This is a genomic window from Spiribacter vilamensis, assembly GCF_004217415.1.
Classification (GTDB): domain Bacteria; phylum Pseudomonadota; class Gammaproteobacteria; order Nitrococcales; family Nitrococcaceae; genus Spiribacter; species Spiribacter vilamensis.
On record NZ_SHLI01000001.1, the window covers coordinates 613,657 to 639,204 of the forward strand.

At 60.4% G+C, this 25,548-nt stretch carries 22 protein-coding genes and 1 pseudogene; 6 read left to right on the forward strand and 17 right to left on the reverse strand.

The window, feature by feature from the left end; all coding sequences use genetic code 11:
- Window positions 1-10 precede the first annotated feature (10 nt).
- Window positions 11-1,360 carry a hypothetical protein gene (locus tag EV698_RS03065; protein ID WP_130502686.1) on the forward strand — a complete coding sequence of 450 codons (1,350 nt, stop codon included), beginning with the start codon at window positions 11-13 and terminating at the stop codon, window positions 1,358-1,360.
- An 18-nt stretch (window positions 1,361-1,378) separates the two neighbouring features.
- Window positions 1,379-2,002, forward strand: a complete 624-nt coding sequence (locus EV698_RS03070) for a GNAT family N-acetyltransferase (protein WP_130502687.1) — start codon at window positions 1,379-1,381, stop codon at window positions 2,000-2,002.
- On the opposite strand, the gene EV698_RS03075 is transcribed toward EV698_RS03070, so the two are convergent.
- A complete protein-coding gene (locus EV698_RS03075; RefSeq protein WP_130502688.1) occupies window positions 2,003-3,163 on the reverse strand; it encodes a GNAT family N-acetyltransferase in 1,161 nt (386 codons plus the stop codon).
- A 329-nt stretch (window positions 3,164-3,492) separates the two neighbouring features.
- On the opposite strand from EV698_RS03075, the gene EV698_RS03080 reads away from it, so the two are divergent.
- Window positions 3,493-4,956: a hypothetical protein gene (locus EV698_RS03080; protein WP_130502689.1), complete on the forward strand. Its 1,464-nt coding sequence runs from the start codon at window positions 3,493-3,495 to the stop codon at window positions 4,954-4,956.
- 62 nt (window positions 4,957-5,018) lie between these two features.
- Window positions 5,019-6,494: an asparagine synthase-related protein gene (locus EV698_RS03085; RefSeq protein WP_130502690.1), complete on the forward strand. Its 1,476-nt coding sequence runs from the start codon at window positions 5,019-5,021 to the stop codon at window positions 6,492-6,494.
- Between the two features lie 15 nt (window positions 6,495-6,509).
- On the opposite strand, the gene EV698_RS03090 is transcribed toward EV698_RS03085, so the two are convergent.
- The 6 genes from EV698_RS03090 to EV698_RS03115 form a co-directional block, all read right to left on the reverse strand.
- Window positions 6,510-7,991 carry a TIGR03016 family PEP-CTERM system-associated outer membrane protein gene (locus EV698_RS03090; protein ID WP_165385705.1) on the reverse strand — a complete coding sequence of 494 codons (1,482 nt, stop codon included), beginning with the start codon at window positions 7,989-7,991 and terminating at the stop codon, window positions 6,510-6,512.
- Window positions 7,975-8,841 carry a P-loop NTPase family protein gene (locus EV698_RS03095; RefSeq protein WP_130502692.1) on the reverse strand — a complete coding sequence of 289 codons (867 nt, stop codon included), beginning with the start codon at window positions 8,839-8,841 and terminating at the stop codon, window positions 7,975-7,977. The genes EV698_RS03090 and EV698_RS03095 overlap by 17 nt, the downstream gene beginning before the upstream one ends.
- On the reverse strand, window positions 8,838-10,406 hold the full coding sequence (locus EV698_RS03100; RefSeq protein ID WP_130502693.1) for an XrtA system polysaccharide chain length determinant: 1,569 nt from the start codon (window positions 10,404-10,406) through the stop codon (window positions 8,838-8,840). Before EV698_RS03100 ends, EV698_RS03095 begins: the two co-directional genes overlap by 4 nt.
- Before the next feature lie 52 nt (window positions 10,407-10,458).
- The gene (locus tag EV698_RS03105; RefSeq protein WP_130502694.1) at window positions 10,459-11,076 is read right to left on the reverse strand and encodes an XrtA/PEP-CTERM system exopolysaccharide export protein; all 618 of its coding nucleotides are present in this window, start codon (window positions 11,074-11,076) and stop codon (window positions 10,459-10,461) included.
- A 162-nt stretch (window positions 11,077-11,238) separates the two neighbouring features.
- Window positions 11,239-12,069 (reverse strand): PEP-CTERM sorting domain-containing protein, encoded by an 831-nt coding sequence (locus tag EV698_RS03110; protein WP_165385706.1) that lies wholly within the window; start codon window positions 12,067-12,069, stop codon window positions 11,239-11,241.
- A 191-nt stretch (window positions 12,070-12,260) separates the two neighbouring features.
- Window positions 12,261-13,259 (reverse strand): XrtA/PEP-CTERM system-associated ATPase, encoded by a 999-nt coding sequence (locus EV698_RS03115; protein ID WP_130502696.1) that lies wholly within the window; start codon window positions 13,257-13,259, stop codon window positions 12,261-12,263.
- A 139-nt stretch (window positions 13,260-13,398) separates the two neighbouring features.
- On the opposite strand from EV698_RS03115, the pseudogene EV698_RS03120 reads away from it, so the two are divergent.
- Both EV698_RS03120 and EV698_RS03125 read left to right on the forward strand, forming a co-directional pair.
- Window positions 13,399-14,397, forward strand: a pseudogene (locus EV698_RS03120) (patatin-like phospholipase family protein).
- A 244-nt stretch (window positions 14,398-14,641) separates the two neighbouring features.
- Window positions 14,642-15,880 (forward strand): NAD(P)-binding protein, encoded by a 1,239-nt coding sequence (locus EV698_RS03125; RefSeq protein WP_130502697.1) that lies wholly within the window; start codon window positions 14,642-14,644, stop codon window positions 15,878-15,880.
- Here the strand turns inward: EV698_RS03125 and EV698_RS03130 are convergent.
- The 10 genes from EV698_RS03130 to EV698_RS03175 form a co-directional block, all read right to left on the reverse strand.
- On the reverse strand, window positions 15,877-16,530 hold the full coding sequence (locus EV698_RS03130) for a TVP38/TMEM64 family protein (protein WP_130502698.1): 654 nt from the start codon (window positions 16,528-16,530) through the stop codon (window positions 15,877-15,879). The genes EV698_RS03125 and EV698_RS03130 overlap by 4 nt on opposite strands.
- A 12-nt stretch (window positions 16,531-16,542) precedes the next feature.
- Window positions 16,543-17,160 (reverse strand): response regulator transcription factor, encoded by a 618-nt coding sequence (locus EV698_RS03135; RefSeq protein WP_130502699.1) that lies wholly within the window; start codon window positions 17,158-17,160, stop codon window positions 16,543-16,545.
- The gene (locus EV698_RS03140) at window positions 17,157-18,773 is read right to left on the reverse strand and encodes an ATP-binding protein (RefSeq protein WP_130502700.1); all 1,617 of its coding nucleotides are present in this window, start codon (window positions 18,771-18,773) and stop codon (window positions 17,157-17,159) included. The genes EV698_RS03135 and EV698_RS03140 overlap by 4 nt, the downstream gene beginning before the upstream one ends.
- Entirely contained in the window at window positions 18,749-20,179 is a 1,431-nt protein-coding gene (locus tag EV698_RS03145) for a dihydrolipoyl dehydrogenase family protein (protein ID WP_130502701.1), read from the reverse strand. Before EV698_RS03145 ends, EV698_RS03140 begins: the two co-directional genes overlap by 25 nt.
- 2 nt (window positions 20,180-20,181) lie before the next feature.
- The gene (locus EV698_RS03150) at window positions 20,182-20,733 is read right to left on the reverse strand and encodes a hypothetical protein (protein ID WP_130502702.1); all 552 of its coding nucleotides are present in this window, start codon (window positions 20,731-20,733) and stop codon (window positions 20,182-20,184) included.
- A complete protein-coding gene (locus tag EV698_RS03155; RefSeq protein ID WP_239016192.1) occupies window positions 20,730-21,764 on the reverse strand; it encodes a DUF3179 domain-containing protein in 1,035 nt (344 codons plus the stop codon). Before EV698_RS03155 ends, EV698_RS03150 begins: the two co-directional genes overlap by 4 nt.
- A 110-nt stretch (window positions 21,765-21,874) precedes the next feature.
- On the reverse strand, window positions 21,875-22,813 hold the full coding sequence (locus tag EV698_RS03160) for an AEC family transporter (RefSeq protein WP_130502704.1): 939 nt from the start codon (window positions 22,811-22,813) through the stop codon (window positions 21,875-21,877).
- Window positions 22,814-22,889: 76 nt separating this feature from the next.
- Window positions 22,890-24,029 (reverse strand): alpha-hydroxy acid oxidase, encoded by a 1,140-nt coding sequence (locus EV698_RS03165; RefSeq protein WP_207220485.1) that lies wholly within the window; start codon window positions 24,027-24,029, stop codon window positions 22,890-22,892.
- Window positions 24,029-24,772 (reverse strand): SDR family oxidoreductase, encoded by a 744-nt coding sequence (locus tag EV698_RS03170; protein WP_130502706.1) that lies wholly within the window; start codon window positions 24,770-24,772, stop codon window positions 24,029-24,031. The genes EV698_RS03165 and EV698_RS03170 overlap by 1 nt, the downstream gene beginning before the upstream one ends.
- 10 nt (window positions 24,773-24,782) lie before the next feature.
- Entirely contained in the window at window positions 24,783-25,547 is a 765-nt protein-coding gene (locus EV698_RS03175; protein WP_130502707.1) for an SDR family oxidoreductase, read from the reverse strand.
- Between the last annotated feature and the right edge of the window lies 1 nt (window position 25,548).

Consider the following 25,548-nt stretch of genomic DNA (forward strand, 5'->3'; position numbering starts at 1 on the left):
TAGAAAGCAAATGGGTGGTTTTTCGAGCTTTTACGGCCAGACTCTTATCCACCCAGTTGCGATGATCATCACGATCATACTCTTTTTCGCTGTTTTGGTACTCCCTAAAAGAGCTGCGATTTATCCGATTCTGATTGCTGCGACGACACTACCCATGGCGCAGCGCCTGGTCGTTGCAGGAGCGGATTTCAATCTGCTGCGTATTCTGCTTCTAGCCTATCTGCTCCGTCTTGTCGCAAAGGGCAATGCAGTCGATATGAAATGGAATCGCGTCGACACCTTCGTGATTCTATGGTGTCTTACTGGCACGCTCATCATGACGGTTCACTTCGGTACGGTCAGCGCGTTCACTAATCGGTTGGGGTGGGCCTATGACATTCTTCTGATGTATTTCGCCGCGCGGTCCCTCCTTAGCACCCGCGAAGACTGGGCTGCCCTGGCCCGATTTGTCTCGATCCTGAGCATCCCCATCGCCGCTATATTTATTTTTGAATGGATGACTCGTTACAACCTTTTCTCCGTTTTTGGTGGCGTGCCATTGGAAACACGGATTCGGGACGGACGGCTCAGGTGCCAGGGTCCGTTCTCCCATCCGATTATGGCTGGCACGTTCTGGGCAGCGATGCTGCCCTTGATATGGATGTCGTTCAAAGACCAGTTACGCGGAAATAAATTGCCGTATCTCGGGACAGTGGCGGCCTTGCTAATCGTGATGACAACCGCATCAAGCACACCGATCGTATCAGCTGCGGTGGCTTTTTTTGGTGTTGCGCTTTTTCGGCTTCGGATGCATCGACGCAAAATGTGGCTCGGCCTTTTTGTAATAGCGGCCATCCTCCATTTCCTTCTCATGGATACGCCTGTCTGGCATCTTATTGCACGAATTGATATTACCGGTTCATCCACTGGCTGGCATCGATACAAAATACTCGATACATTCTTTAATCATTTTCCGGACTGGTTTCTAACGGGCGAAAATCAGCCGGAGAAATGGAACTGGTTTATGCGTGACATCACGAATCAGTATGTGCTGGAAGGTCTCCGGGGCGGTGTGGTAACACTAGTGACCTTCATCACGCTTATCACCCTTGCATTCGGGAATGTGGGACGCGCGCTTCTACGGCTGGAAACTCTGGAGCTCCCGGATCAGCATCTCGAATGGATGGTCTGGCTTCTTGGCGTGGCGATCTTTATTCATGTTGTTACGTTTTTCGGTGTTTCGTATTTCGGGCAAATGACGACGCTTTTGTACATTCAGCTCGCGATGGCCGGCACCGTTGGTGCCTGGAATAATGGATCCGAGGATTATCAGAGACGGTCCGTGGATGCCCTGTCGGAGCCTCGGCTGCGACCAGAGTAAAGGTGCTGGAGGGGCTTCATGCAGATCAGGAAAGCCGTGCTGTCCGATCAAGCAGCGCTGATGGCGATTGCAAGCCAAGCATTCCCGACCAGCTTTCGCTGGCAGCTGCCACCACTGTCAGCAATCTATTGGCATAGTGCGGTCGCCGCGGCAAAGGAGTGCGGTGCCGAGACATGGGTTGCAACGGTGAATGAGGAGGTTGTCGGGGGGCTGGTGCTGGTGGTGGATGAGGCGCGGTGGTCTCAGCGTCAGAAATCGCCGCCCTATCCGGCTGTCTGCTATTTGCGGTGTATCGCCTATACGCCTAGCGCAATCAGGGTGATCCGACGCAGAATTGCGGCTTGTCGGACGGGTATCTCGGGGTCGAAAGAGGTACCCGATCTGAAAATGGTTGTACCACTCGAAGAGCGTCTGTCGACCGATCTCGGGATGGTCCGGCCGGATTTTCAGGGGCAGGGTATTGCTCGCGCGTTTCGCCGGCATGCAGAGAGTCGTTGTCGATCCCTCGGCAGACGGTATATGCGAACGATGACAGCGGTCGAGAATGTAGCGATGCGACATCTGCTTGTGTCAATGCAGTATAAGGTAATGCAGACCAGAGACGGGATGTGCGTCTACGTAAAGGATATTGAGGCCACCTGACTAGCGCGCTACCGGTCGCAGGCGCTGGCGAAGGTATTTCTTGATGACCGCGACCATTCCGAAACGCTCGAAGAGTCTTTTGAGCAGGCGGTTGATCAGAATACTGATTGACCGCACAAGGTTAACACTGACGCCGACAGGGCTCGGTGCGCCATAGCCGATTTCCGCCTCCAGCCAATCCCGGTTTGAGAAACGCTGCTTGTAGTCGGCATACCCCAAGCCCCAGTCGATAGTATCGAATTCTTCCTCTATGAATGTTCTAACGGCATCAACGAGAATCAGTGTCCCCGGGGTGAATGCACTGACCGATGGTTTGTAACCGGTCGCGACGGAATGCGCGACGTTTGCCCTGGTTACGAAGAGCCAGAACGCCAGTGGCGTCTTACCCGAGTACATAATGAAAAGTCGAAGCGTATTTCTCTGCGCCTCCATTTCGAGTCGCCGCTCCCAGGACGCGTTATGAAAAAAGCCTCTGCCCATCCCCCGCTGGTACGTGGTAGCAGCGACTTTCTCGATTGCCTCGCAAAGTGCCTGAATGTCGTCCTGGCCTTTGTATAGGGAGATAACGACAGGCTCGGAGAATTCGCCATCGATCTTCTTGCGGTAGCGTCTTATTGAGGACCGATGTTTCGAGCTGAGTGTGTTAAGAAAATCCTGAAAATGGGCGGGTAAATCAAGAGCAAAGTGCCGATAAGGATCGGTTTTCCATTGTCTCCTTAGAGTACCGATGTCCGTGTGGATCGCCCGGTATAGAACGGAATCGATTGAGAGCGGTGAAAATTTGACGAGCGATACGCCTGTCTTTCGAACGTTGCGATCAATTGCCTTCAGTATGGCTGATGCATCGGCTGCTGTGATCTCACCGAGAATGCCACCGTATACGATATTCAATGCAGTGGTGCTAAATCTGAACAGGCACGTGTAGCCGATCCGAAACTCTACGGCAGTCGGTTCCTCACGACCGACAATCAGCGCATGGGTCGCTCCGTCCTTACCGCATAGGGCGATCAACGTCGGATGTGAATTCTTGCCATGCGACGCGATCGCAAGGTCGAAAACACGTCGATCCGCGTTCGGGTGACGAGCAAGCTGGTCCCAGGCTTCTGCGAGACTTTCGATCTGATCGCGATCTCGCATGATGGCGATGTCAGTTGCTGTCATGGGGTCTACACTCACGAAATTTTTGAAAAATCCGCCTTACCGCATCCCGGGGACGGTCTGCCCGATACATGTCTTTTCACTGATTTTTACCCTGCAGTCGACGCGACAGCAAACTCTGTAGTCTCTCTCACCGGTCACCACTAATTTGGCAGGCCGTCCAGGCCGCCGGGAGATCGTTATCCTTTGGGTGTTCTCGAAGATCGGGAGCTAGTGCTGAGCCATGACTCGGAACATCTTGACACCAGCGCATTTTCCCACAAGAGTCTTATTCAGAGGGTAAGTGACGTCACGGGCCATAATTAATCCGTTTCTGTTCGGGGTTGGGAACAATGAAGAAAATGCCAGGGGCTCCGTCTTCGAGCCGAATTGCCACCTCGCTCATGGTACTTGCCGCCCTAGGCCTAGTAACCACTCAAGCGTTGGCAGAACGTCAGGCATCATCACTGGGCCAGCACGGCATCACATGGACGTTCGATAAGGAATATCAGGTAGGGCGATTCATAACGGGTGATTACTGGATCGTCGGCCCTGTCACGATTACCGAAATCGATCCGCCGCTGAAGGAATCCGATTTCGGGGACAGAAACGGGACGATGATTAACGCAGCGAACGGTAAGCAAGGACTCGACGGCTACCGAACTCCAAGATATGGACAGATTCAATACGATGAGTCGCTGAACATCGAAGCGCGCGATGGGCTACCGGTAACCGTTGATCCGGGTAATTCGGTTATTTCTGCCATAGGTCGGAACCTGGACGCCGATGGTGAGAACATTAATCCAATGCTGCAATCGGTCGGGATCCTGACAGTCGTCTCGGAACCGCCGCCCGCTGATGCGTTTCGCCCCTCATACGTCGGTGCGGACAAGGTGATCTACCGCTGGAGTGACGTGGAAGCCAATCTCTCGAGGCTGCCTAACCGGACTCCCGTGGCTGGAATTCCCTCCAGTTACGAGTATATCGAGAAGCTAAGGGGGCCGTGGGCGTTGTTATCTGTTCCGGGTTGGCAGGGTAGGTATATGCACGCCGGCGAGAATATGCCGAATTATCATCGTGAGGTTGGTCGGTTTCTAGGGCGTTCTGCAGTCCTGGTCACGATGCGAACCCACAATCGCATGGAAGTCCTGAAGCACCTTCTGCAGGTTGGCATCGACTACTATGCAGTCGGGCAGACGATGCAGGGAACGGCGGCTCAATGGCAGTGGCCGGTCATTTTCGCAGGGATAATGCTTGGTGATGAGAAAATGAGGGACGTCTACCTGACGGGTAACCGGCATCCCGATAACGGAACACGCGGGCAACGACACCTGTATCGACTACCGGAAGAAAACCGAAGCGCCGTTGATAGTGCCATTGTGCCCGGGGGGAAGGGTATGACGACCTGGACTGGACATACTGCTGCGTGGAGACAAAGCACTAAATCGGTAAATTGCTATCACCAGGAGCACCTCCATCCCTCTGAATGGTCCTCTGTTACCGCGCAGGAATCGTGTCCGCAGTCGCTGCACACGCGCGAAACCTATCGTCGAATTAATAGCCCGGCTTACGCCCTTATGGCGCTGGCGGCAAGTTCCATGGGTGAAAGAGATCGCTTTTATCGATCGGACCTGTACTTCGATTACGCAGAGCGCTGGATGGACGAAGATCTAAGCTCACCCGAGCATGACGTGTACGGTAAGGCGCCTAGATATACCATCGACAGTCGAGAGTACGGGTCAACGACGTCGGGTTTCGCAGATCGGTATTACCAGCACTATGGATGGGCCGTCGCCGAGGGTGTATCAATTGATTAAGGATAGAGATCGCTTGTTAATAAAGCCCGCACCATGAAAACAACACACGAAAGGTGAGATCCGTGCTGCATCCCATAGATTTCTTCCGCTTGCCCAAGCAATGGTTGATTTCCAGCTCGGAGATCGGTGCGCCCGTGGGCGGTCGTCGAGAGACATTCTCTGGTCTGCATATCGCTGCTGCAGATTCAGTACCGCTCGTGCGAATCCTGGACGCTGCCGGAAATGACGTGGGCAGATTGATTGGGTGGGTGATTGACTCAGCGTACCTGTACTGCAGCGATACAACGATTAGCCTGCAGGTTGAGGAATCACCCGAATCACTCTATTCCCGCCTTGCAGGCCGATTTGTCATGGTCTGGCGAGGTTCAGATGGGGCATTAAGGCTCAGAGAGGATAGTGCCGGTGGTTTACCGGCGATATATGTTCCGGATGCTGGCGTGGTCGGGGCAACCGTGAGCGTGCTGGACAATGTGGTTAATCTTCCCCCGGATCCGGACGTCGAGGGAATTTTCTCGTTTCCCGATCGTAATGGATTCCTACCGTTTGGCCTGACGCCGCGGAGGGGGGCTTATCGGCTAATGCCTAATCACGTGCTGGATCTGGACAGCTTCGATGTTACGAGGGTATGGCCTAACCTGAATCCACAAAGCCATGAGCCAGTCGTTAAACACGGAAAAAAGGAAGGGGTAGCAGAAGCGGCTGAGATTTTACGACGTCAGGTCGGCGCGATCCTGTCCACCGGTGAGACCATCATTAATCTCAGCGGTGGGTACGATTCGCGATTGATCCTCGCGGCCGCAAAGGGGCATACGGAATACCTGCGAGCTGAGACGTTTGGAGAAAAGACGTCTTTGGACGCTCATCTGGCCCGTAAGCTTGCGAGCCGGGCAGGGATTAACCACCGCGTTCTGGCGGTTGTTCCCTCGAGTCCCACCGAAATCACGGAATGGCTCAACCGCTCCGGGCGGATGATGTGCGATGCTGTTACTAGTATGGGCGGGACGGTGGCGAAGCGCGCTCCGGCGATAAACTCCATGAGCGGGACCGGTGCAGATTTAATACAAGGCACGCCGTTCCAGCCCTCAGATATCGGAGCACCTATTCCGACAAGTGAGCGGCTTCTCAGTGAATACTATCTACCTCACCATCCGATACTCGTTGAAGCAGGCGAGCGGTGGATCAGTGACCTTGCCAGGCATCCGTCAATGGACGCATCAATAATGCTGGACCTTACAAGGATCGAGCAACGGCATGGATGTTGGGCAGGATCGGCCGTTTATGGTCATCCAACGCCTATGCCTTCGCTCCAACCGTTTGGTGGGCAAAGATTATACGAGATAAGCCTTGGGTTGCCGCGAGACTATGTAGTGAACAGGGGCTTTTACCGAGACCTTATTGGAGAGTTGTGGCCCGAGCTTGGAGAGATCCCGATTAACCGTGGCGCCGGTTTCGGACGTCTTCGGTATTGGAGAAAAGAAATAAGCAACGCGCTACCGGGTAGCGCGAAGCATTTTATTAAAAGGATTGCACAGAAATAATCATTTCTGCCGACGCTAGAAAACCCGAGTAATCTCCAACGTAATCGCATTTTCTCTGTATTCGACGCTCGGATCGTCCGAATCACGTTCCTCGCGGCGCAAAGTAACGCCCGCCTGCATCTCCGGGCTTAACAGCCGCGTCAGGCTGATCCGGGCGCCGTAAATGTCATTATCGATCCCGTTGCGGTCGTCGAGTTGTTGCCAGTCGAGGCTCGGGGTAAGCGTGGTTCGGGGCTGGAACTGCCATCGCCAGCGGGTATCAACGCCGATCCGGTCGCGTTCCTCGCCGCTGCGAATAAAATCGGCGCGGTCGTCGAACACGTTGACGGTGACCGTCGAGCGACCTTTTTCGTAGCTGGCTGAGGCGTTGAGCCGCTTACTGAGGGCGACATCAGGTTCAGGGTTATCCTCGTCGGCGCGGACGTCCTGTACTTCCTGGTAGCTGAGGTTTCCGGTGATGCGCCCGGCGCGATGGTTGATGGCGGCAAAGTACGTGTCATCGAAGAATCGCTTGCCGAACCGTGCCTCGATGCGGGTACGATCATTGCTCCAACGGCCACCGGCTTCCCAGTATTCGCTGCCAAAGCGGTCGTACCCGCCATCCGGAAGATTCTCGGTCTCCAGACCGCTGCGGGCAGTAAGTGTCAGACGCCCACGGACGCGATAGCCGAGCTCAACGAAGGCATTATCGAGATAGCTGGTCTCGTCGGACGCACTGCTTTCATCCCGTTCAATCCGCTCGCTTCGAATACTCCCGAGCCACGAGACCGGGTCGGCCGCTGCGGGACTTGCCAGGCGTACGCTCCCGATATGGCGGTCCGTGTCTCGATCCTTGCGCTCTTCATGGTCCGTGGTCTCGAAGGCATACCGGGCCTGCATGCTGCCCGCGGGCCCGAGATCCTGATTAATGTAGGGACTGGCGCGCAGATCGAGCACATCTTCCGTGTTGCCGGTGTCCAGACCGCGGTTTCCGCCGAAGGCCTCGCTAACCGACAGGGGGCGCTGGTCGAACTGGGCATCCAGGTCCAGGAACGCCGTGTTGTCGGCCAGTTCTGCCGTGTTGGAGGCGTTCAACTGGTGACGGACGTCGTTACGGTTGGTGTCATCGCTGTAATAAAGCAGCTCGGCGCGGTAGTCGATCTGCGTGCGAAGGCCTGGTCGGTTCTGGCAAAACGTAAAGGCCGGAACGATCTCGCTGACATTGCTCGACTCTTTCTCGCCATCCGGTGTCAGCGCGACGTTATCTGTCGTGGTGTGCCGGGCCGTGAGCGACGGGGCCAGCAAAAAGCGCTGGCCCTGCCGATTCTGGATGGTGCGCTCCCCGAGGCCACTGTCGCGATCGGCGCCGCCCGGCAGTGGCAGACCGCAGCCATCCAGACTCTGACCGACGGCGGGCTGGATGCTTACGATAAGCACCACCACGGCGGCCGTTCGCGTGACAATGCGCGACCATCGCGCAGACCATAACCACAACACGGGATCAGCGCTCCTCGCCATAACCATAGCCGTAATACCCGCCATAATGATCACCACCCGGTCCGTCGATGCTTTGATTGAGGATCATGTTGATGGCCTTGGTCTGATCGAGTTGCTCGAGAGCCATCGTGACTTCGTGCTGCAACGTCGAGGAGGCCTTAACGATCATGCCGATCTGCCCCATGTAATGAGAGAGCGTGACGGCTTCCGGCGCCGCCAGAACCGGGGGCGCGTCGAACAGCACGATATGGTTGGGCGTATTACCGCCAAGTTGGGCGACGAGACTCGCCATTCGCGAGCTCGAGAGCAGTTCCTCGCTCAGTTCATGATGGGCGCCGGCTGCGAGCACGGAAAGGGAATCGATATTGGTTGGCCGAACGAGGCTGCCGGGTTCGAGCGATTCGTCGGCCAATAGGTTGAGCAAGCCGGGCGCATCAGCGATTCCGAGAAGCGACGACACGGTATGGCGTGCCGTATCGCCATCCACCAGGGTGACCGAGAAGTCCGGATCGCGCGCAATGCTCATCGCCAGGTTGAGCGCGGTGAAGGTTTTTCCCTCGCCCTGAACGGCGCTGGTCAACATAATGAGATTGCCATCCGGCACCTTCATCACGCCTCTCCCGGTCGCGTTATTGACCAGTGGGCGCTTGATCCTTCGATACTCGTTACCGAGACGATCCGAGATGCTTGTCGGGGGGAGCATGCTTGCCTGCCGCAGGCGTGGCAGATCGATGAAGAGGCGGGGGCCCGAGGGCTCGAAGTTGGCGTAATGGCCAGTATTGTCCATTGTCCCGATCGGCGTGTCCGTGCCGGTAGAGGACGCCGGTTGTTCGGCCTTTTTGCGATTGAGGGCCCGTTCGATGGTACTCAAAGATTCACTCTCCGAATGAGGTTCTGGAACTGCTCGACGCCCATATCCACATATATCGCGCCGCCAACCGCGGCGGCGACCAGCATCAGCGTCGCGAGGCCGAACACCGCGATGGCCCCGGTCTTGACCTGGCGCTGACGGCGCGTCAGGACGAGGCTGACCGATCCGAGCACGGGGCGCCCACTGATTTCCGCAAGCCTTTCACGGCTCTGGAATACGGGGCGAACAAGGTGGAGCAGAAAGGCAAACGCGCCGCCCATGCCAAGTCCCACCGGCGCGACGGCCGTCATGAACAATGCCCGGGGCGGGCCATCAGGCTCTTCCGGCGTTCGCGGCGGGTCGACCAGGCGGATGCTCATCTGACCGGCTGACCGGTCCGCCGCCGTTGTCATTTGCGCGGTCTGCAGCCGGCTAATCAGTGTCTGGTAGCGCTGCTGTGTCGACTGGTAGTTACGGGTCAGATCGGTCAGGCGTTTCTCGACTTCCGTAATCTCGTCAACTTTCGTGAGGAGTTCTCCGCGGCGTTCCTGTCTTTGCTCAAGACGCGTCCGGATACTGGCGATCTCCGATTCGAGGTCATTGAGGCGCAGTTGAAACTCCTGGTAGACGAGGCTATCCCGATTGTCCGTTCTCGCCCGGTCAGGTGGATCCTCGGTTTCCAGCGCCTCACGGCGCTGTCGCTGCCGCTCGATTCGGTCCTCGAGAGTCTGGACATCCGGATGCTCCGCGGTGTAGCGCAGGAGCAGTTCATCGAGCCGCTGCTGACTTGTTCGCAAATCCTCACTGAGTTGCTGGAAGCGCGGTGATTGCTCAATCCTCTGTGACGGATTGGATTCGAGGCGGACAATCTGTTCACGCAAACTCCGTCGCCGCCGTTCGGCCGTCTCCAGATCCGACTCGAGGTTCTCGATCTCTTCTTCGGTTCGATTGAGGCGTTGGTAGAAGTCGCCCCCACCCTGGTTGGGCAACATTCCTACATTGGCGCGCCGAAATTCCGCCAGACGCTCCTCAGCCGCGCGGAGTCGCTGCTCGTAATCGTCAACCTGTTCCTCGAGGAAGGAAGTAGCAGACCTGGCATCACTCATGGTGACGCCCATTGCCTCCTCGGTAAGGATGTCGAGGGTCGATTGAACCACCCCCTTGGCCTGGCTAGCGCCGTTGGCGGTGTAACCAATCTGGTAGATCGGGCTATCCCTCATCCCCTGGATGAGGATTTCCTGCTCCAGGCGCTCGAGAATGCGTTCTTCCTGTGCAGGCGTGGAGGCGGTGAGAAGGAGATCATTCTCGGTGGCAATCCGCTCGACATTCTCCCGGCGCAACAGCGTTGCGGTGAGCGCTCGCATGCGTATCCCGAGGTTAGGTTCAACGGCCAGATCCTGGAGCAGTGGCCGGAGCATCGACTGGGTATCGAGCTGTACCCGGGCGGTGACCCGATACTCGTCCGGCATGGTCAGAACCGATGCCGCGCCGGCGAGCGAAACGACCCACGCAATGAGCAGGCCATACCAGCGAAATCTCCAGGTACCGCGTAACTCCCCGAGGAGGTATTTGACGAACTCGCGCATGATTCCCTTCCGTCTGTATCAACGACGCATGTCGCTTAGCCTTGATCAGTCCCTAGAACAACGACTCCGGAATCACGAGGACATCCCCCGACTGGAGGTTGTAGTTCTGACTGAGATCGCCCTCGTTCACGAGGTCGTCGAGCCGAACGATGATTTCCTCGTTTGCGCTTTTATCGCGCCGAATAATTTTGGCGCGGTTACCGGCCGCGAATTCGGTCAAGCCACCGACCTGGATAATGGCATCGAGCACTGTCATGCCCCGCCGGTAGGCCAGCGCCTGTGGCTGTGTTGCCTGTCCAATGATGCGAATCCGGTCGGCATAGGTGCCCACGAAGCCGGATGCAATGACCGTCACGATGGGGTTGAGAATGACCTCGGAGAGCTCGTCCTCCAGCGCATCGGCGAGCTCCGACGTGGTGCGGCCCGCCGCCTGGATATCGCGCACCATGGGTATCGAAATCCGGCCATCGGGCCGGACGGGCAGGCCGACAGAGAGATCCGGGCTGTTACGCACGTTGATCTGGAGCTGATCCCCGGCCCCGATCACGTAGGCCGGCGTTTCGATATTTCCATCATCCGGTGTTGCCGAGCCGCGTCCGCTGGTGCCACTACAACCAACAACCAGGCTCACCGTGAGTCCGATAACCAGTGTGCGAAAAACTGCCGTCATGTCGATTCTCCCTTGGGCAGTGAAATCCTTTTGATTAGTTCTATCACAGTTTTGAGACTGTGCGCGTTTCCAGCCGCCTGATTTCAATCCGATCGCGATGAAAAAGAGGCCCCGAAGGGCCTCCTTTGACCGACCTGGAATTACCATGCCGAAGACGTGGTGCTAAGCCGCGAGGCGATCCTTCCGACGGCGACCGAAAAGCCCCAGCGCCATCAGTCCACTGCCGAGCATCGCCAGCATCCCGGGAGCCGGTACACCAACGGTGACATTGTCGAGGCCAAAGCCATCCGACGTATTCCCATCAGTGTTTGTAAACAAGATTGACGCGCTGGTGATGGCTCCAGCCGTCGAGATGGCCGACAGGTAGATGAGATCACCATCTTTCCTGGTACCGCTCATCATTTCGGGAATAGTGAAAAGCTCGGTGCCAGCCAACGTGCTGATCTCGAACGTTGCTTTCTGGTCACTGGGATCCATCAGGTAAAAGCCAATGGCGTTATAGCTCGAATCCAGCGCAGGATCGGCAGTGCCGAGTTCCCACCTCACCTGAGTCAAGTCGTTACTGTCCAGGTAATATTGACCATTTGGCCCGGTGACGTCGTAACGACCCGTGTTCCCGTCGACATCCGCCTGATTGAGTACGACCGGCTCAGTGCAGCCGGAGACACAGTTCGTTCCCGTGCCATTGTTCGCTAGCGGACCCGGCAGGAACGAACCAACCGATGTAACAGGTGATAGCGGTCGATTGTCATCGAAGCTCTCGAAGGTTTCGGTGGTCCTTGAATCGAGACGCGCGAAGAAGTCGGCCTCGGCATCGAATGCGGCGCCATTAAACTCTCCCGCGACAGGGCCATCCTGTAAGGTCTCGTCGAAGGGCCGACTCTGGTCTGCAAAGCTGAGGATAAAGCTTGCGTGTGCGCCACCGGCAGCCGCCATAAGTGCGACGGTGGCAAGGGCGGTCAGGGATTTCTTCCTGCGATTGATAATGGTCATTGTCCAACTCCAAGATGCCTGTTGATGCTGTTCGGGAATGGTTCTCCTTCCCTGACCATTTGTTTGCAAGTAACGGGCCATCTTTTTAAGTATTTGACTTTACGAAATAAAAATACTCCAGAGCCAAATTCTCAAAGGTCTGCCCATCAAAAGTGTAAAAAACACCGACGCTGTCAAAGTGTTCAGTCGGCTTAGTGGCGTTGCCGCAGGTTTTTGAGGATTCGACGCGACACGGCCGTCGTATAGGAGGCAAAACGCTCGAGCTGGGCAGCCGTGTGTGTTGCGTCATCGGCTGGTTGCGATGATGCCGGTGGCGTTGGCGCGGGCGGATCATCCGTTGGTGGCTGTAGTGCGTCGGGGGCAGGTATCTGTTCCCGGACACCGAAGTCCTGATCCAGCTCGTCCACGACTTCCTGTACGCCATCGGCGTCGATTTCATGGCGCTCTTCAAGAGAGGCCATGAGTAGCAAGCGATCACAGACAGTGTTGATCCGGCGCGGGACGCCCTCCGAGTAGCGGTGGAGTGCATCGAAGGCGGCATCGGTAAATGACGGATCCTGCTCCCAACCGACCTTGCGGAGTCGGTGTTCGATATATTCGCGCGTCTCGTCGGCGTTCAACGGGCCAAGATGACAGGTCGCTATGACCCTCTGGCGCAGCTGGCGCATAGCGTCGCCCTGAAACATGTCACGGAATTCCGGCTGGCCCACGAGAAAACTTTGCAGCAACGACCCACTGTCCGACTGGAAATTGGACAGCATCCGCAGTTCTTCGAGAGTAGCCGGCGACAGGTTCTGCGCCTCGTCGACCACCAGAAGGCAACGCTTGCCGGCACGCTGACAGGCCTGCAGGTGTTTTTCGAGCCTGAACAGGCGCTCCGCCTTGCCGCCTTCGGTCCCGAGGCCAAAGGCCGAACAGACCGCTCCGAGCATATCGTTGGCATCCAGCTGAGTGCTCACGATCTGTGCCGCAACCACACGATTGAGAGGTAGACTCCGGAAAAGATTCCGCACCAGCGTGGTCTTACCGGCGCCCACCTCGCCGGTAATGACGATGAACCCCTCGCCCTGTTCGACACCGTATTCGAGGTACGCCGCTGCACGCTTGTGGCCGCGACTGCCGTAGAAAAATGCCGGATCTGGGCTGAGTTGGAAGGGTTTTCCGATCAGGTTGTAAAAACGTTCGTACATTGAATGACCTCAACCCGTTGGTTTAGCTATCTGCATAGTAGCGAAATCTCGGCATCTGGATCGCGTCCTTTCCAGGTTTACCGCACTGGATGCACTTCGAATATGATGTCCTTCGGAACGTTGAAAGGCGGGTGTCATTATGCAGAGGATTGATGCGCCGCTGGCCCTTGCGTTGCAGGGCGGTGGATCTCACGGGGCCTTTACCTGGGGAGCGCTCGACGGCCTTCTGGCTGCCGGCATCCGGCCGGCGGGCTTGAGCGGGACGAGTGCCGGCGCCCTCAACGCAGTGGCGCTTGCCTCGGGCTGGGCCGCCGATGGGGCAAAGGGCGCCCGAGCCGCACTGCAGGCTCTCTAGGAGGGTATCGGGCAGATGAATGCGCTTATGCGACTGCCCTGGCGCCTCGATGAGTCGCTCCAGGGGGAGGCGCTGAAGGCGGTGACGGCGATGGCCTCGCCCTACCAGTTCAATCCCGCCGGCTTCAATCCGCTTCGCCAGTTGCTCAGGGACTCCCTCGACTGGGAGGCGCTTCGTGCCGGCGGCCAGTCACCGCTATTCATCGCTGCTACCGATGTCGAAACCGGCCAGCTCCGGCTCTTTGAGCGGCACGAGCTGAGTGTGGATGTGCTCCTTGCGTCCACCTGTATCCCGACGCTTTTCCAGGCGGTCGAGATCGAGGGGCGGTATTACTGGGACGGTGGCTTTGCCGCGAATCCCGCGCTGCTTCCCCTGGTCGAGGCGGCGCATTCGAATGATTTGATGCTTATCCAGCTCCTGCCGGAGCGTGCGTCGGGAATACCGCCGCGACGCGTCGATGGCATTCTGCAACGCACCCGCGAACTGGGGTTCAGCACCCACCTTTTGCGTGAGCTGCACTGGATCGCCACCTGGCAGGCGGATGCGGGATTACCCGGTCGCTGGTCACTCTCGCGTCGGCACCGACAGATCGCACGTCTGCGCTTCCATCACCTCGATGGCGGTGCTGCCCTCGCGCGGCAGTCGGCTGCGAGTCGGCTGGAAACTGACGGTCTTTCGCTCGATGCGATGCATGACGCGGGGCAGGATGCGGCGCGGCGCTGGCTTGCGGATCACGGAGGTAGCATCGGGCGGCGCAGCTCGCGGGCGTTGAGTGATTTTTAGGGTCGGCGGGGTGCCTGGCCGGGTCAGGGTAAGGCGCTGTCACTTTTTTTCGAACCCTTGCACACGCCGAATACACACTGATGAGTGTGTATAGAGAATGTGCAAAGGGTTGGGAAGAGCTGACAACGGAGCCAGAAGCCGAGACCGTCTTCTCCATATGTCGAACCTCCCATGCAACTGCGCCGCTTCGGCAGACTGATGGAATTCAGTAACATGTCGGTTTCATGTCTATGGTGTTTTTCATATGTCCGACTCCGCATCCAACTCTGTCCCGTCCCCCCATGCCGTCAGCGTGGCGATTATCGGCAACGGCATCGCCGGCTCCTCGGTGGCGCGCAGCCTCGCGCTGACGATGCCGGATCACCTCAGTCGCATCACGCTCTATGAAATCGGCCGCGGGCCCGGTGGACGGGCGGCAACGCGGAAAACCCGGTCAATCCCCGAGTTCCGCGTCAATCACGGGGCACCCTATGCGGATATCTCCACGGACCAGGGTCGGGATCTGCTGCCGTCGCTGGGCGATGCCGTTAAGCCCTATTCGGGGACTCGGTGCTTTATTGACGGCGCTACCGGTGAGCTCTCTCCGGACGAGAAAACCGACGATGTAGCGTTGATCACCGGTGAAAACGGCGAAATGGCGAATATCGCGAGCTCGCTGTTGCTGGATGGCGATAGCGAGCTCCTGACTCCGATCACGACCCGGTATTCAACGATGGTGCGAGGTCTCTCCCACGATGGAGGAGGGGATGGTCAATGGACATTAACCGATAAAAACGGCGAGGAGGTTGGCACCGCCGACTGGCTGATCGTATCGGGCAGCGGCGTCGCGCATCCCCGCTGGTCGGCTACGTTCGGGGGCGAACCGCCGCTCGTCGCGGCGGCCACGGAGCTGGATGATAGCCGGTTGAACGAGTCACTGGAGGCCATCGCCCGGCAAACGGCCGCCCCGGTGCTCACGGTGTTGTTCTACGGCACCGATGAGGTGGCCGCTCAATGGCGGCGGCTGGGTTTCAGCGATGCCCTGGTCAAAGATCACGACGTCCTGTCGAAGATCTCCATCCAGCCCTGCGACGGCGGTGGCTGCTCCGTGGTTCTGCATTCCACCATCGGCTTTGCCCGCGAAAATGCCGGTGTCCATGGTTCTTCATCGAGTGCTGCGAGAGTGGGTGATGCGTCCTCGGATACCAGCCGCGAAGAGGATCTGATCGACGAGATGCTATTGGCGCTGAGCACCATCCCAGGCATGCCGGCCTTTGATAAGTCCCGCTACGCGTTCGGCCCGTTGCTGCATCGATGGGGCAATGCCTATCCCGAGGGAGACCCACTGTCGCAGGCACTGTCGGTATGCCCCGACGCCCGGGTGGCTTTTTGCGGGGACTATGTCAGCACGAGCGCACGTATGGGCAGTTACGAAAGCGCGCTTCTATCCGGCGTCAATGTTGCAGAAGAGATGCACGGTCATATCGCAGAGGGAAAGAGCTAAACCTCCGCATCGTTCCGCAGGCTACGCACCAGCCGCGGGACGAAGGCGAGTACTGCGATCAGCGCCAGTGCAATCAGCACGCTCTGCACGACGTTGCCACCGCCGGCGAGGGCCTGGCGGCCGGCATGGCCGACCCAGACATAGGCCAGCGCCCCCGGTGCCATGGCGATGAAGCTGGTTACGACATAGACCGTTACCCCGACCCGCGTTAAGCCGAGGGCGTAGTTGAGCAGGTTGAAGGGGACCAGCGGGACCAGCCGCATCAGGGCGACAAACCGCCAGCCCTCGCGATCGATACCGCGCTGCAGGCGCTCGAGGCGCTGACCGGTGCGGGTGGCCACCCAGTCCCCGAGGCCGTGGCGGGCGGCCAGAAAGGCGAGCGTACCGCCCAGCGTAGCGCCGATCAGGCTGTAGAGCGTGCCCAGTACCGGGCCGAACAGGGCGCCACCGGTGATCGTGAATACCAGACCGGGGAGGAACGCGACGGCACCGGCGGCATAGGCGCCGATGAAGGCGAGCCCGGCCCAGGGGCCCAGCCCCGTGATCAGGTTGGCGACCGTCTCGCGGTCGATTTCGCTGCGCAGTGTCAGGCCGATCGCGATCAGAACGGCGATGACGGTCAGCAGCGCGATTTTCTTGAGTCTGGACATCCGATGACCTTTCTATGGGTTGTAGTCGGGGATCTGAACGACCCGTCGAATCAGTTCGGCACTGTTCGCTACCTCGAGCTTCTCGAGGACCCGGGCGCGGTGGACCTCGATGGTCCTGACGCTCGCGCCCAGCCGGGTCGCAATGCGTTTGCTCGGGAGCCCCTCGACCATCAGCGCCATGACCTCGGTCTCGCGCGGGGTGAGGCGATCGATGAGCATTTCCGTGCGGGTCACTTCCTCATGGGCGATTGCCCACTCACGGTCGGCCGCAATGGCCTGTTCCACCCGCGCGATCAGCGCCTCGTCATCGAGCGGTTTCTCGAGGAAGTCCAGCGCACCGTAAGAGACGGCCTCGACGGCGAGCGGGACATCACCGTGACCCGTGATGAACAGGCGTGGCAAGTGGATGCGTCGCTCGATCAGGAGGCGCTGGAGCTCGAGGCCGTTGATGTCACCCAGTCGAACATCGATGATCAGACACCCGCGGCATTCGGGGGTGACGGCGTCAAGCAGGGCCCGGGCATCGGCGAATGCCTGGATGCGAAAACCGGCGCCGCGAAGCATCATGGACAGCGCCGCGCGCACGTCCGGATCGTCATCGACCAGCCTGACGACGGGATGTGCACTCATGGTTCCGCCATCGACAGCTCGAGGGTGAATTCCGCGCCACCACCGACACGGTTGCGGCCACTGATCCATCCGCCGTGCGCCTCGGCGATCGAGCGGGAGATGGCGAGCCCCAGTCCGGTCCCCGAGTCATGCCCCGATGCCAGCGGTTCGAATAGATGCTCCAGCCGTGCCTCGTCCAGCCCGGGTCCGTTATCCCGGACCAGCAGTCGCAGCCGGCGGCGACGCGGCTGGCAGCGTACCAGCACATGGATCCAGCGCGGTTCATCGCTGGGTCGCGTCATAAGGGCCTCATCGGCATTCTGGAGCAGATTGACGACGATCTGCTCGAGCCCGACGGGATCCCCGATCCACTCGACCGGCCGATCCGGCAGGTCGACATCCAGCGCGATCCGGTGGTCATTCAGCGTTGGCCTCACGAGATCAATCGCGGCACTGACACCGCGACGGATATCGAACCGCTCCGCATGGTTCTCCCCGTCGCCGAGGTAATGACGAAAGTGCCGGACGATTCGCGCCGCACGCTCGTTACTCGTGATCATGCCGTCCAGGGCGGGTTGCAGATCGGCGCTGTGGGTGTCGTTTTTTAGCTGGCGGCGGATTGACTGCGCGTAGGCGTTGGCGGATGTCAGCGGCTGGTTGAGCTCGTGGGCCATGCCGGCGGCAAGCGTTGACATCGCATCCAGCCGATTGGCGCGGGCAAAGCGCAGCAGGTGCGTCTGCATCGCCGCATCGGCCAGGCTTTTCTGATAACGGATCACCGCCATGATCAGTCCGGTCAGGCTGAGGATCGCGAGGTTGGCGTGGAGCGCCAGCACATCGGCTTGCAGGCCATTGATCGCGAAAGGCCCTTTGCCGAGGGCGGTGCAGCTGATGGCAATCGCGGCGATACCGGCAATCGCCAGCGCCGTTGTCAGTCGACCACATCGGTAGCTGGTCGCCATGATCAGCGGGAAAACGGCGTACGACAGCGGTCGGGCGAATTCGGGGTCGAGATGGCCGGCGTAGATCCCGTAAGTAACGGCGGTCACGACCAGCAGCATCAGGCTATCGATGCCGCGCAGCGGCCAGCCTTTCGGGCGCTGCAGCGCCAGCAACCACGCCGGGCCGATGAGCAGCATGCCCATACCGTCGGCAATCCAGCAAAGCAGCACGGCCTTCTCCAGCCCTGTCTGCAGTCCGGTTGTCCCGATGGCGCCGGACAATGCGCTGCCGAATGCGCTGACCCCTAGCCCGATCAATAGAAACGCGATGACCTGGCGCCCGTCTTCGAAGTGCAGGGATACATTCGTCCGGCGCGAGATGGTTGCGCCGAGCACGGCCGATGCCATTAAACCCAGTGCGGTCGGGATGGCGACGATGGGAATGGCGTCCAGGTAATAGGTGACCGCGAGCGTGTGAGCGATTCCGGCAACGATCAATGCTAGCCATCGGCGTTGCAGGGCTACCCCCAGCATGACGGGACTGGTCGGCAGGATGAGCGGCAGTTCGAGCCCTGCCGGCACAAAGCGGCTGGCCCAGGCGATCCCGACCAGGATCAGTCCCGCACCCGCGACCGCCGTCGTGGCCTCGGCGCGGAGTCGACGCCGGATCAGGGCAGGATCCGGTTGATCCATTTGACGAATCCACGCGTGCGGCTAGAGAAAAGCTGCGGGGCGAAGTGGGCCCCGGCGGCGCGCTTGGTGATCTGCGCTAGTGTTGGATAGGCGTGGATCATCCCGGCGAGTTTTCTCAGCGGGATGCCCTCGGCGATCGCCAGCGCGATCTCGTGGATCAGCTCGCCGGCATGGGGGCTGAGCAGGCTCGCGCCGATGATCTTCCCGCGACTGACTATTAATCGCAGCTCCCCGGCAGTCTGTCCCTGGGCAATCGCCCGGTCGACGTCGGCGACGGGGAAGGCGGCGATGGAAAAGGCAATGCCGGCGTCCTGGGCGTCCGTGACGGTCATGCCCACATGCGCGAGTTCCGGATCGGTATAGGTGACCCAGGGCACGGCGCTATAGTCGGCTTTCTTCGGCATCCGGAAGATCGCGTTGCTGATGATGACGCTCGCCTGGTATTCCGCCATATGGGTAAACGGGTAGGGACCGGCGCAGTCACCGCAGGCATAGATATGGTGCTGGCGGGTTCGCAGCCTGGCATCGACCGTCAGCGTGCCGTCGGGCGCGAGTTCAAGCCCGGCCGCGCCGGGATTGATCGACTGCAGATTGGGTTTGCGGCCCGCGGCGACGAGGACCCGATCGACCGTGAGTGTTTCCTCTCCGGCATCCCCCGATAGCGTAAGCGCTGCGGTGTCGTTGGCGGTGGCGGCGGCCGACTCGACGCGGGTGTTGACGCGTACCGACACACCCTCGCTCTCCAGGCAGGCACGGAGCTGTTGCGCCAGTGCCGGATCGTCCTTGGGCAGGATCTGTCCGCCCGCCTCGATCAGGGTGACCCGGCTCCCGAGCCGCGCGAAGGCCTGCCCCAGCTCGGTCCCGATGGGCCCGCCACCGATTACCGCGAGACGCGCCGGCAGGGTGGTCTCGTCGAACACGGTTTCGTTGGTGAGATACGGGACGTCGTCGAGCCCCGGAATCGGGGGGATTGTCGGCTGCGAGCCCGTCGCGATCACGAACCGCCGCGCCCGCAACCGATTGCCCTTGACCTCGATGGTGCGGGCGTCGAGGAAGCGCGCCTCACCGAACTGCACGTCCACACCATAGCCACGGAACCGGTCGGGATCGTCCGCCTGCTGGATTCGGGCAATGACCGAACGGACGCGATCCATGACCGCCTCGAGGTCGATGTCCCCGAGCCCGGCACTAATACCGGAGCCCTCGGCATTGCGAACCGTCTGCGCGACGCTTGCACTGTGGAGCAGCGTCTTGCTCGGCACACATCCATGGTGAAGGCAGTCGCCACCCAGCGCCGATCCGCGCTCGACCAGTACGACATCGAGGCCGAGCTGTCCCGCGACGCTGGCGGTAACCAGTCCGCCGACACCACCGCCGATGATAATCAGGTCGTGTTTATGATCCATAGCTATCCAGTGCGTTGTTCTACCCTTTGGCGGGCAGCGTGGTAGAAAAATATCTGGGCTGTCAGCGTGCCGCTCAAAAGGGCCGCTGAAAGGGGAACCAGCCAGGGAAACAGCCCGGCCAGAAAACCGATCGACGGCGTGGCGATGACCAGCAGGAGGGCCGGTGCACAGCAGGCCCCCCCGGCAAGCAGCGCGGGGACCGAGGCCAGCGCGCTCCAGCGTCCCGACCGCCCCGCCTGACAATATACAGGGAGTTGCCGGCGCCGGTGCCAGATCAGGAGATTACCGCCCAGCAGCCCCCCGAGACCCATCGCGACCAGGCTGTTCAGCGGGCTGATGAGCCAGGTGCCCAAGGGCGCGGTGAGCTGCGCCGTCGGCTCGAACAGGAACGGGCCGCGACGATCGGTCAGGCGCCCGGTCCAGTCCGGGACACTCTGCCAGCCCCAGCCCGCCTGCGAGTGGATGGACAGGTCACCGATCATCCACAGGTAGAACAGACTGTAGACGATGACGACCGTGACCACCGCGCTGACGGGAAGGAAGCGTCTCATCACTGGAGGTGTCCGGTATCCGGGTAGAAGGCGAACCACGCGAACCACATGACCTCGAACGCATTGATCGGCGTGAGTGCGTCGCGACCGGGGAATCGCGGCCCTTCGGGTCCGAACTCGACGGCCGATGGGTCGACGCTGACGGATTGCCCGGCGCGGAACAGCCAGCCGGTATCGAGGACCGGATCGTGGATGGCGAGGTAGTGATCGCCACCGCGGGAGAATTCGATGACGCCGTCGCGGGCGAGCCGGGTCTTGTCGATGGCCACGGCACCGTTGCGGTCCCGCAGGCCCAGTACGACCTGTTTGGCCGGATAGCGATCGTCAGTGTGCATGGCCGGGAAAAGCGCACGGCTGTCGGGGCGGTAATACCCGGTCACGGGGTTGTACGTCCCGTAGGGATCGTCGCCGTAGTTACGCAGGAACCCGGTGTTGCGGCTGAGTACCCGTGTCTGCGGATAGCGTGTCCGCCAGGCCTCCCAGGTAGTCCAGATCAGCCGAACCTCGCGCAGGGCCTCGCGTCGATGTCGACCGGTGATGCCGGTCGCGAGTATCTGCGGGAAGCGTGAATCACTGGTGCGGTCGTACATCACCAGGTTGCTATTGACCAGCCGACCACTCACGCCCAGCTCGGTCTCGCCGCGCTCGAAGCCGACGGCACTGCCCGTCAGCGGGCAATAGGTGATGGCGATGCCGTCGCCGTCGATGGTGTCGTTGACGATCTCGTGCCAGACCAGCGTGGACTGAGGATAGGCGCGCGCCTCGCCCTTGTAGTACAGCCCGATCACCTTGTCGCCGGGATCGAGATCGGACTGATCGGCGGCTTCGAACTGCGGCGAATCGATAGCCGGGATGCCATCCTTGCCCGGTCCGCCGGCGAGGGAGTCCGCCTCGTAGCGGCCGATGGCCTCCGCGACCGGTCGTTCGGCCGGATCAGCGAGGGGCAGGGCCGACACCGTGCCATGAAGGGTAATGCCGGCGAGGAACAGCAACCCGGGGGCGAATGTGTGCAGAAAGCATGTTGGAGCAGCCACGGCGGTTTCCCCTCTGATACGACCTGCTTCCCATATTAGTGGCCGAGCGGGAAAGTGACGTCCGTAGTCGTACGGACGCATTCGCCAGCCGTCCAGTCGGTGATGCGGGTTCAGACCGGATAGATCCAGCTGATCAGTGCACTGAGTGTGAGCACGCCGATCGCCGTGGACAGGAAGATGGCGGTGGAGATCTGCTCGGGCCGTCGTTGATAGCGCTGTGCGAGCACATAGACATTGGCCGCGATGGGCAGGGCCGCCTGCAGAATGGCTACGGCTGCCCAGACGGGCGGTAGATCGACCACCCATATCACCATGCCTGCGACCAGTGCGGGATGAATCAGTAGCTTGAGCGCGCAGAGCCAGGCCGTCTCGCCGGCCCCCTCACTCATCGGCCGCCCCGCCAGCGTCGCTCCCAGTGCGAACAGTGCACACGGGCCCGCTGCATCGGCCAGCAATCCGCCATAGCGCAGGACCGGCTCGGCCACTGGGACCGCCAGCAGGTTAAGACTGATCCCGATCACGCCCGCCATCACGATGGGGTTACGGGCGACACCGCCGGTGATCTGACCGCAAAGCGCCAGTCGACTGCGCTGCGTGCCCAGATCCGCTTCGATCAGCGCGGTTGCGAGCCCCAGCATGACAATGGTGTCGCCCATGACGATCACAACGGCGGGCAGCGCGGCCTCGGTGCCGAACAGCAGGATCACCAGCGGCAGTCCGATGAAGCCGACGTTGGAGAAGACGCCACCGAGCGCCTGGATGGCGGCATCGGCTGTACGCAGTTGCATGAAACGGCGGGCGATGAGCAGGACGACGAAAAACAGTACGATGCCCGGGATATAGTAGCCCGCCAGCAGCCCGCCCACCGCACCGGTGACGGCCGGCGCCTGGTAGGTCTCGATCAGGAGCAGGGCAGGGAGGGCAAAGTAGAACACAAAGGTGTTCAGCCCACCGACCGTGCTCGTTCCCAGCATCCTTGCCCGGGCGGCAAGATACCCGGTGAAGATCAGCGCAAAGAAGGGGAGCGCGAGATTGAAAACCGCCTGCATGCGTCCGCCAGTGTTCGAGAGTTGATCGCCTGGACCGGCAGGGCGTTATCGCAGGTCCGGGCGATAATCGCAAACGCTAGCCTGGGTGGCTGAGTTCCGACGCCCCAACGCTGGCGAACGAGGGGACGCCCAGCTGACCCAGGGCGCGGATCAATTCCAGCTGAAGGATCTCGAAGGCGCGCCCCACGCCGGCCTGGCCACCCGCGCCTACACCGTAGGCAAGTGCCCGGCCTGCAAAGGCGAAGTCGGCGCCGAGCGCCTTTGCCCGCAGGATATCCGCCCCCCGGCGCACACCACTGTCGAGAATAATCACCACACGGCCCGCGACTTCCTCCGCAATCGCCGGGAGCGCTTCAACGGTGGGTGGACCGAACGCAACCTGCCGACCGCCATGGTTGGACACGATGATGCCGTCACAACCGATGTCCACGCATTTCGCCGCATCCTCTGGATGCAGGATGCCTTTGACTAGAAGCTTGCCTTTCCAGCGTGCGCGCAGACGCTTCAGGTCATCCCAGGTGAAGCTCGGCGTGATCAGGGTCTTCTGGACATCCGCATAGGATGTTGCGTTTTGCAGAAGGTCTGCGTAGTTCGCGATGTTCGGCTTGCCGTGTATGAGTGTTTCCAGCGACCAGCGCGGATTAGCCATCAGACCCGCGATCACCTCGGGCGTGATCCTGAACGGGACGGCCAGCTGGTTGCGGATGTCGCGATCCCTCTTGCCCGCTGCCGGGACATCAGCGGTGACGATCAGTGTGGTGTAGCCCGCCGCCTCGGCGCGCTGGATCAAGCTCTCGGTCACATCCGCATCGCTCGAGACGTAGAGCTGGAACCAGCCGTTCCCGTCTGCCGCCTCGGCGAGGGACTCCAGTGTGGTGGACGCGGCGGAGCCTGCGACATAGGGGACGTTGTACTGCTTGCACAGCCTCGCCAGGGTCAGATCGGCACCGGGCCAGAACGCGTTGAGCATGCCGATGGGCGCCATCCCGAACGGCATATCGTAGGTCTGGCCGAAAAGCGTGGCCTTAGTGTCGAGTTCGGATACGTCCACCATGTAGCGGGGCGTCAGTTCAACCTCCTCGAAGGCCTCGATGTTGCGCCGCAGGTTGCGCTCGCTCTCGGCACCGCCGTCGACCAGATCAAAGGCGAAGCGAGGGATACGCCGCCTGGCTCGACGGCGAAGATCATCAATCGAAGCGGCACGATCCAGTCCCATCAGTTCGACCACCCACCGTCGATGGCAAAGGCTTGGCCCGTGGTAAAGGCCGATAGATCCCCCGCGAGGTAGCAGACCACTTCCGCGATTTCCTCGGGCCGGCCGAGCCGTCCCATCGGCTGACGGTCCTTGAAGGCGGCGAGCGCCTTATCAAAATCACCTGTTGCGCTCAGGCGATCGTTTAGTGACGGGCTCTGTACCGTGCCGGGACAGATCGCGTTACACCGAATGCCGTCTTTGACGAAATCGGCTGCAATGGATTTCGTCATGCCAACGATGGCCGCCTTCGATGCGCCATAGGCGAATCGGCGCGGTGCGCCTTTCTCACTCGAGACGATGGAGGCGATGTTGATGACCGACCCGCTCCCGGCATCCAGCATGCCGGGCAGAACGGCCTTGGTGATGCGGAATATCGCCTTGGCGTTCAGGTCGAAGGATCGATCCCAGACGGCCTCGTCACAGTCGAGGATCGTGCCGTCATGGACCCACCCGGCGCAGTTCAGCAGGATATTCACGGGCGGGATGGATGCGATAAGGGATTCGACGGCTGAACCGTCAAGCACGTCGAGTTGGTAGCCGGTCATGTTCGGGTGGGTCTGTGCGAGGGCCTCGACCGCTGCACCATCGATGTCGGTGGCGATAACCCGGGCGCCGCGCGCGGCCATTGCTTCGGCACTGGCGCGTCCGATGCCGTTGGCGGCTGCTGTCACAAGGGCGGTCTTGCCCGTCAGTGTGTGTTCCATTGCTTTTCTCCTAGCGGGCGAGCCAGCCGCCATCGACGGTGACCGTGCTCCCGTGGCAATAAGTGGCCGCATCCGATGCCAGAAAGACAGCGGCGCCGGCGATTTCCGAGGGGTCTGCGAATCGACCCGCCGGGATGCGGTCCAGCAGGGCTTTGGCGCGATCCGGATCGTCACGTAACGCCTGGGTATTCTCCGTCGCCGTATAACCCGGTGCGATGCTGTTGACGTTGACGCCGTGTGGCGCCCACTCATTGCAGAGTGCTTTGGTCAGGCCCAGAACCGCGTGTTTGCTGGAGGCGTAGGCCGGTACACGAAGACCGCCCTGCGAGCCGAGCACGGACGATACGATGATGATCCTGCCAGCCCCCTGGGCGACCATGCGCTTGCCGGCGGCCTGGGAGAGCAGCCAGACCGAGTCGAGGTTGACTGACAATACGCGCTGCCAGTCCCCCATCGCCATTTCGGTGCTGTCCTCGCGATGGATGATCCCGGCGTTGTTGACCAGGATATCCAGACCGCCGAGTGCGTCCGAGGCGAAGGTGACGACGTCTTCGGCGGCAGCCTGGTTCATGCCCGTAAAATCGGCTTTGACGGCCGCGCTTTTGCCGCCCGCCGCCTCGATGCCGGCGAGGGCCTCATCGGGCTGGTGAGTGCGATAAGTCAGGGCCACATCGGCCCCGGCGGCGGCAAGGCCGAGGGCGATGCCTTCGCCGATGCCGGTTGCCCCGCCGGTAACCAGCGCCTTGCGGCCGGTCAGATCGAATGGATTGCTCATG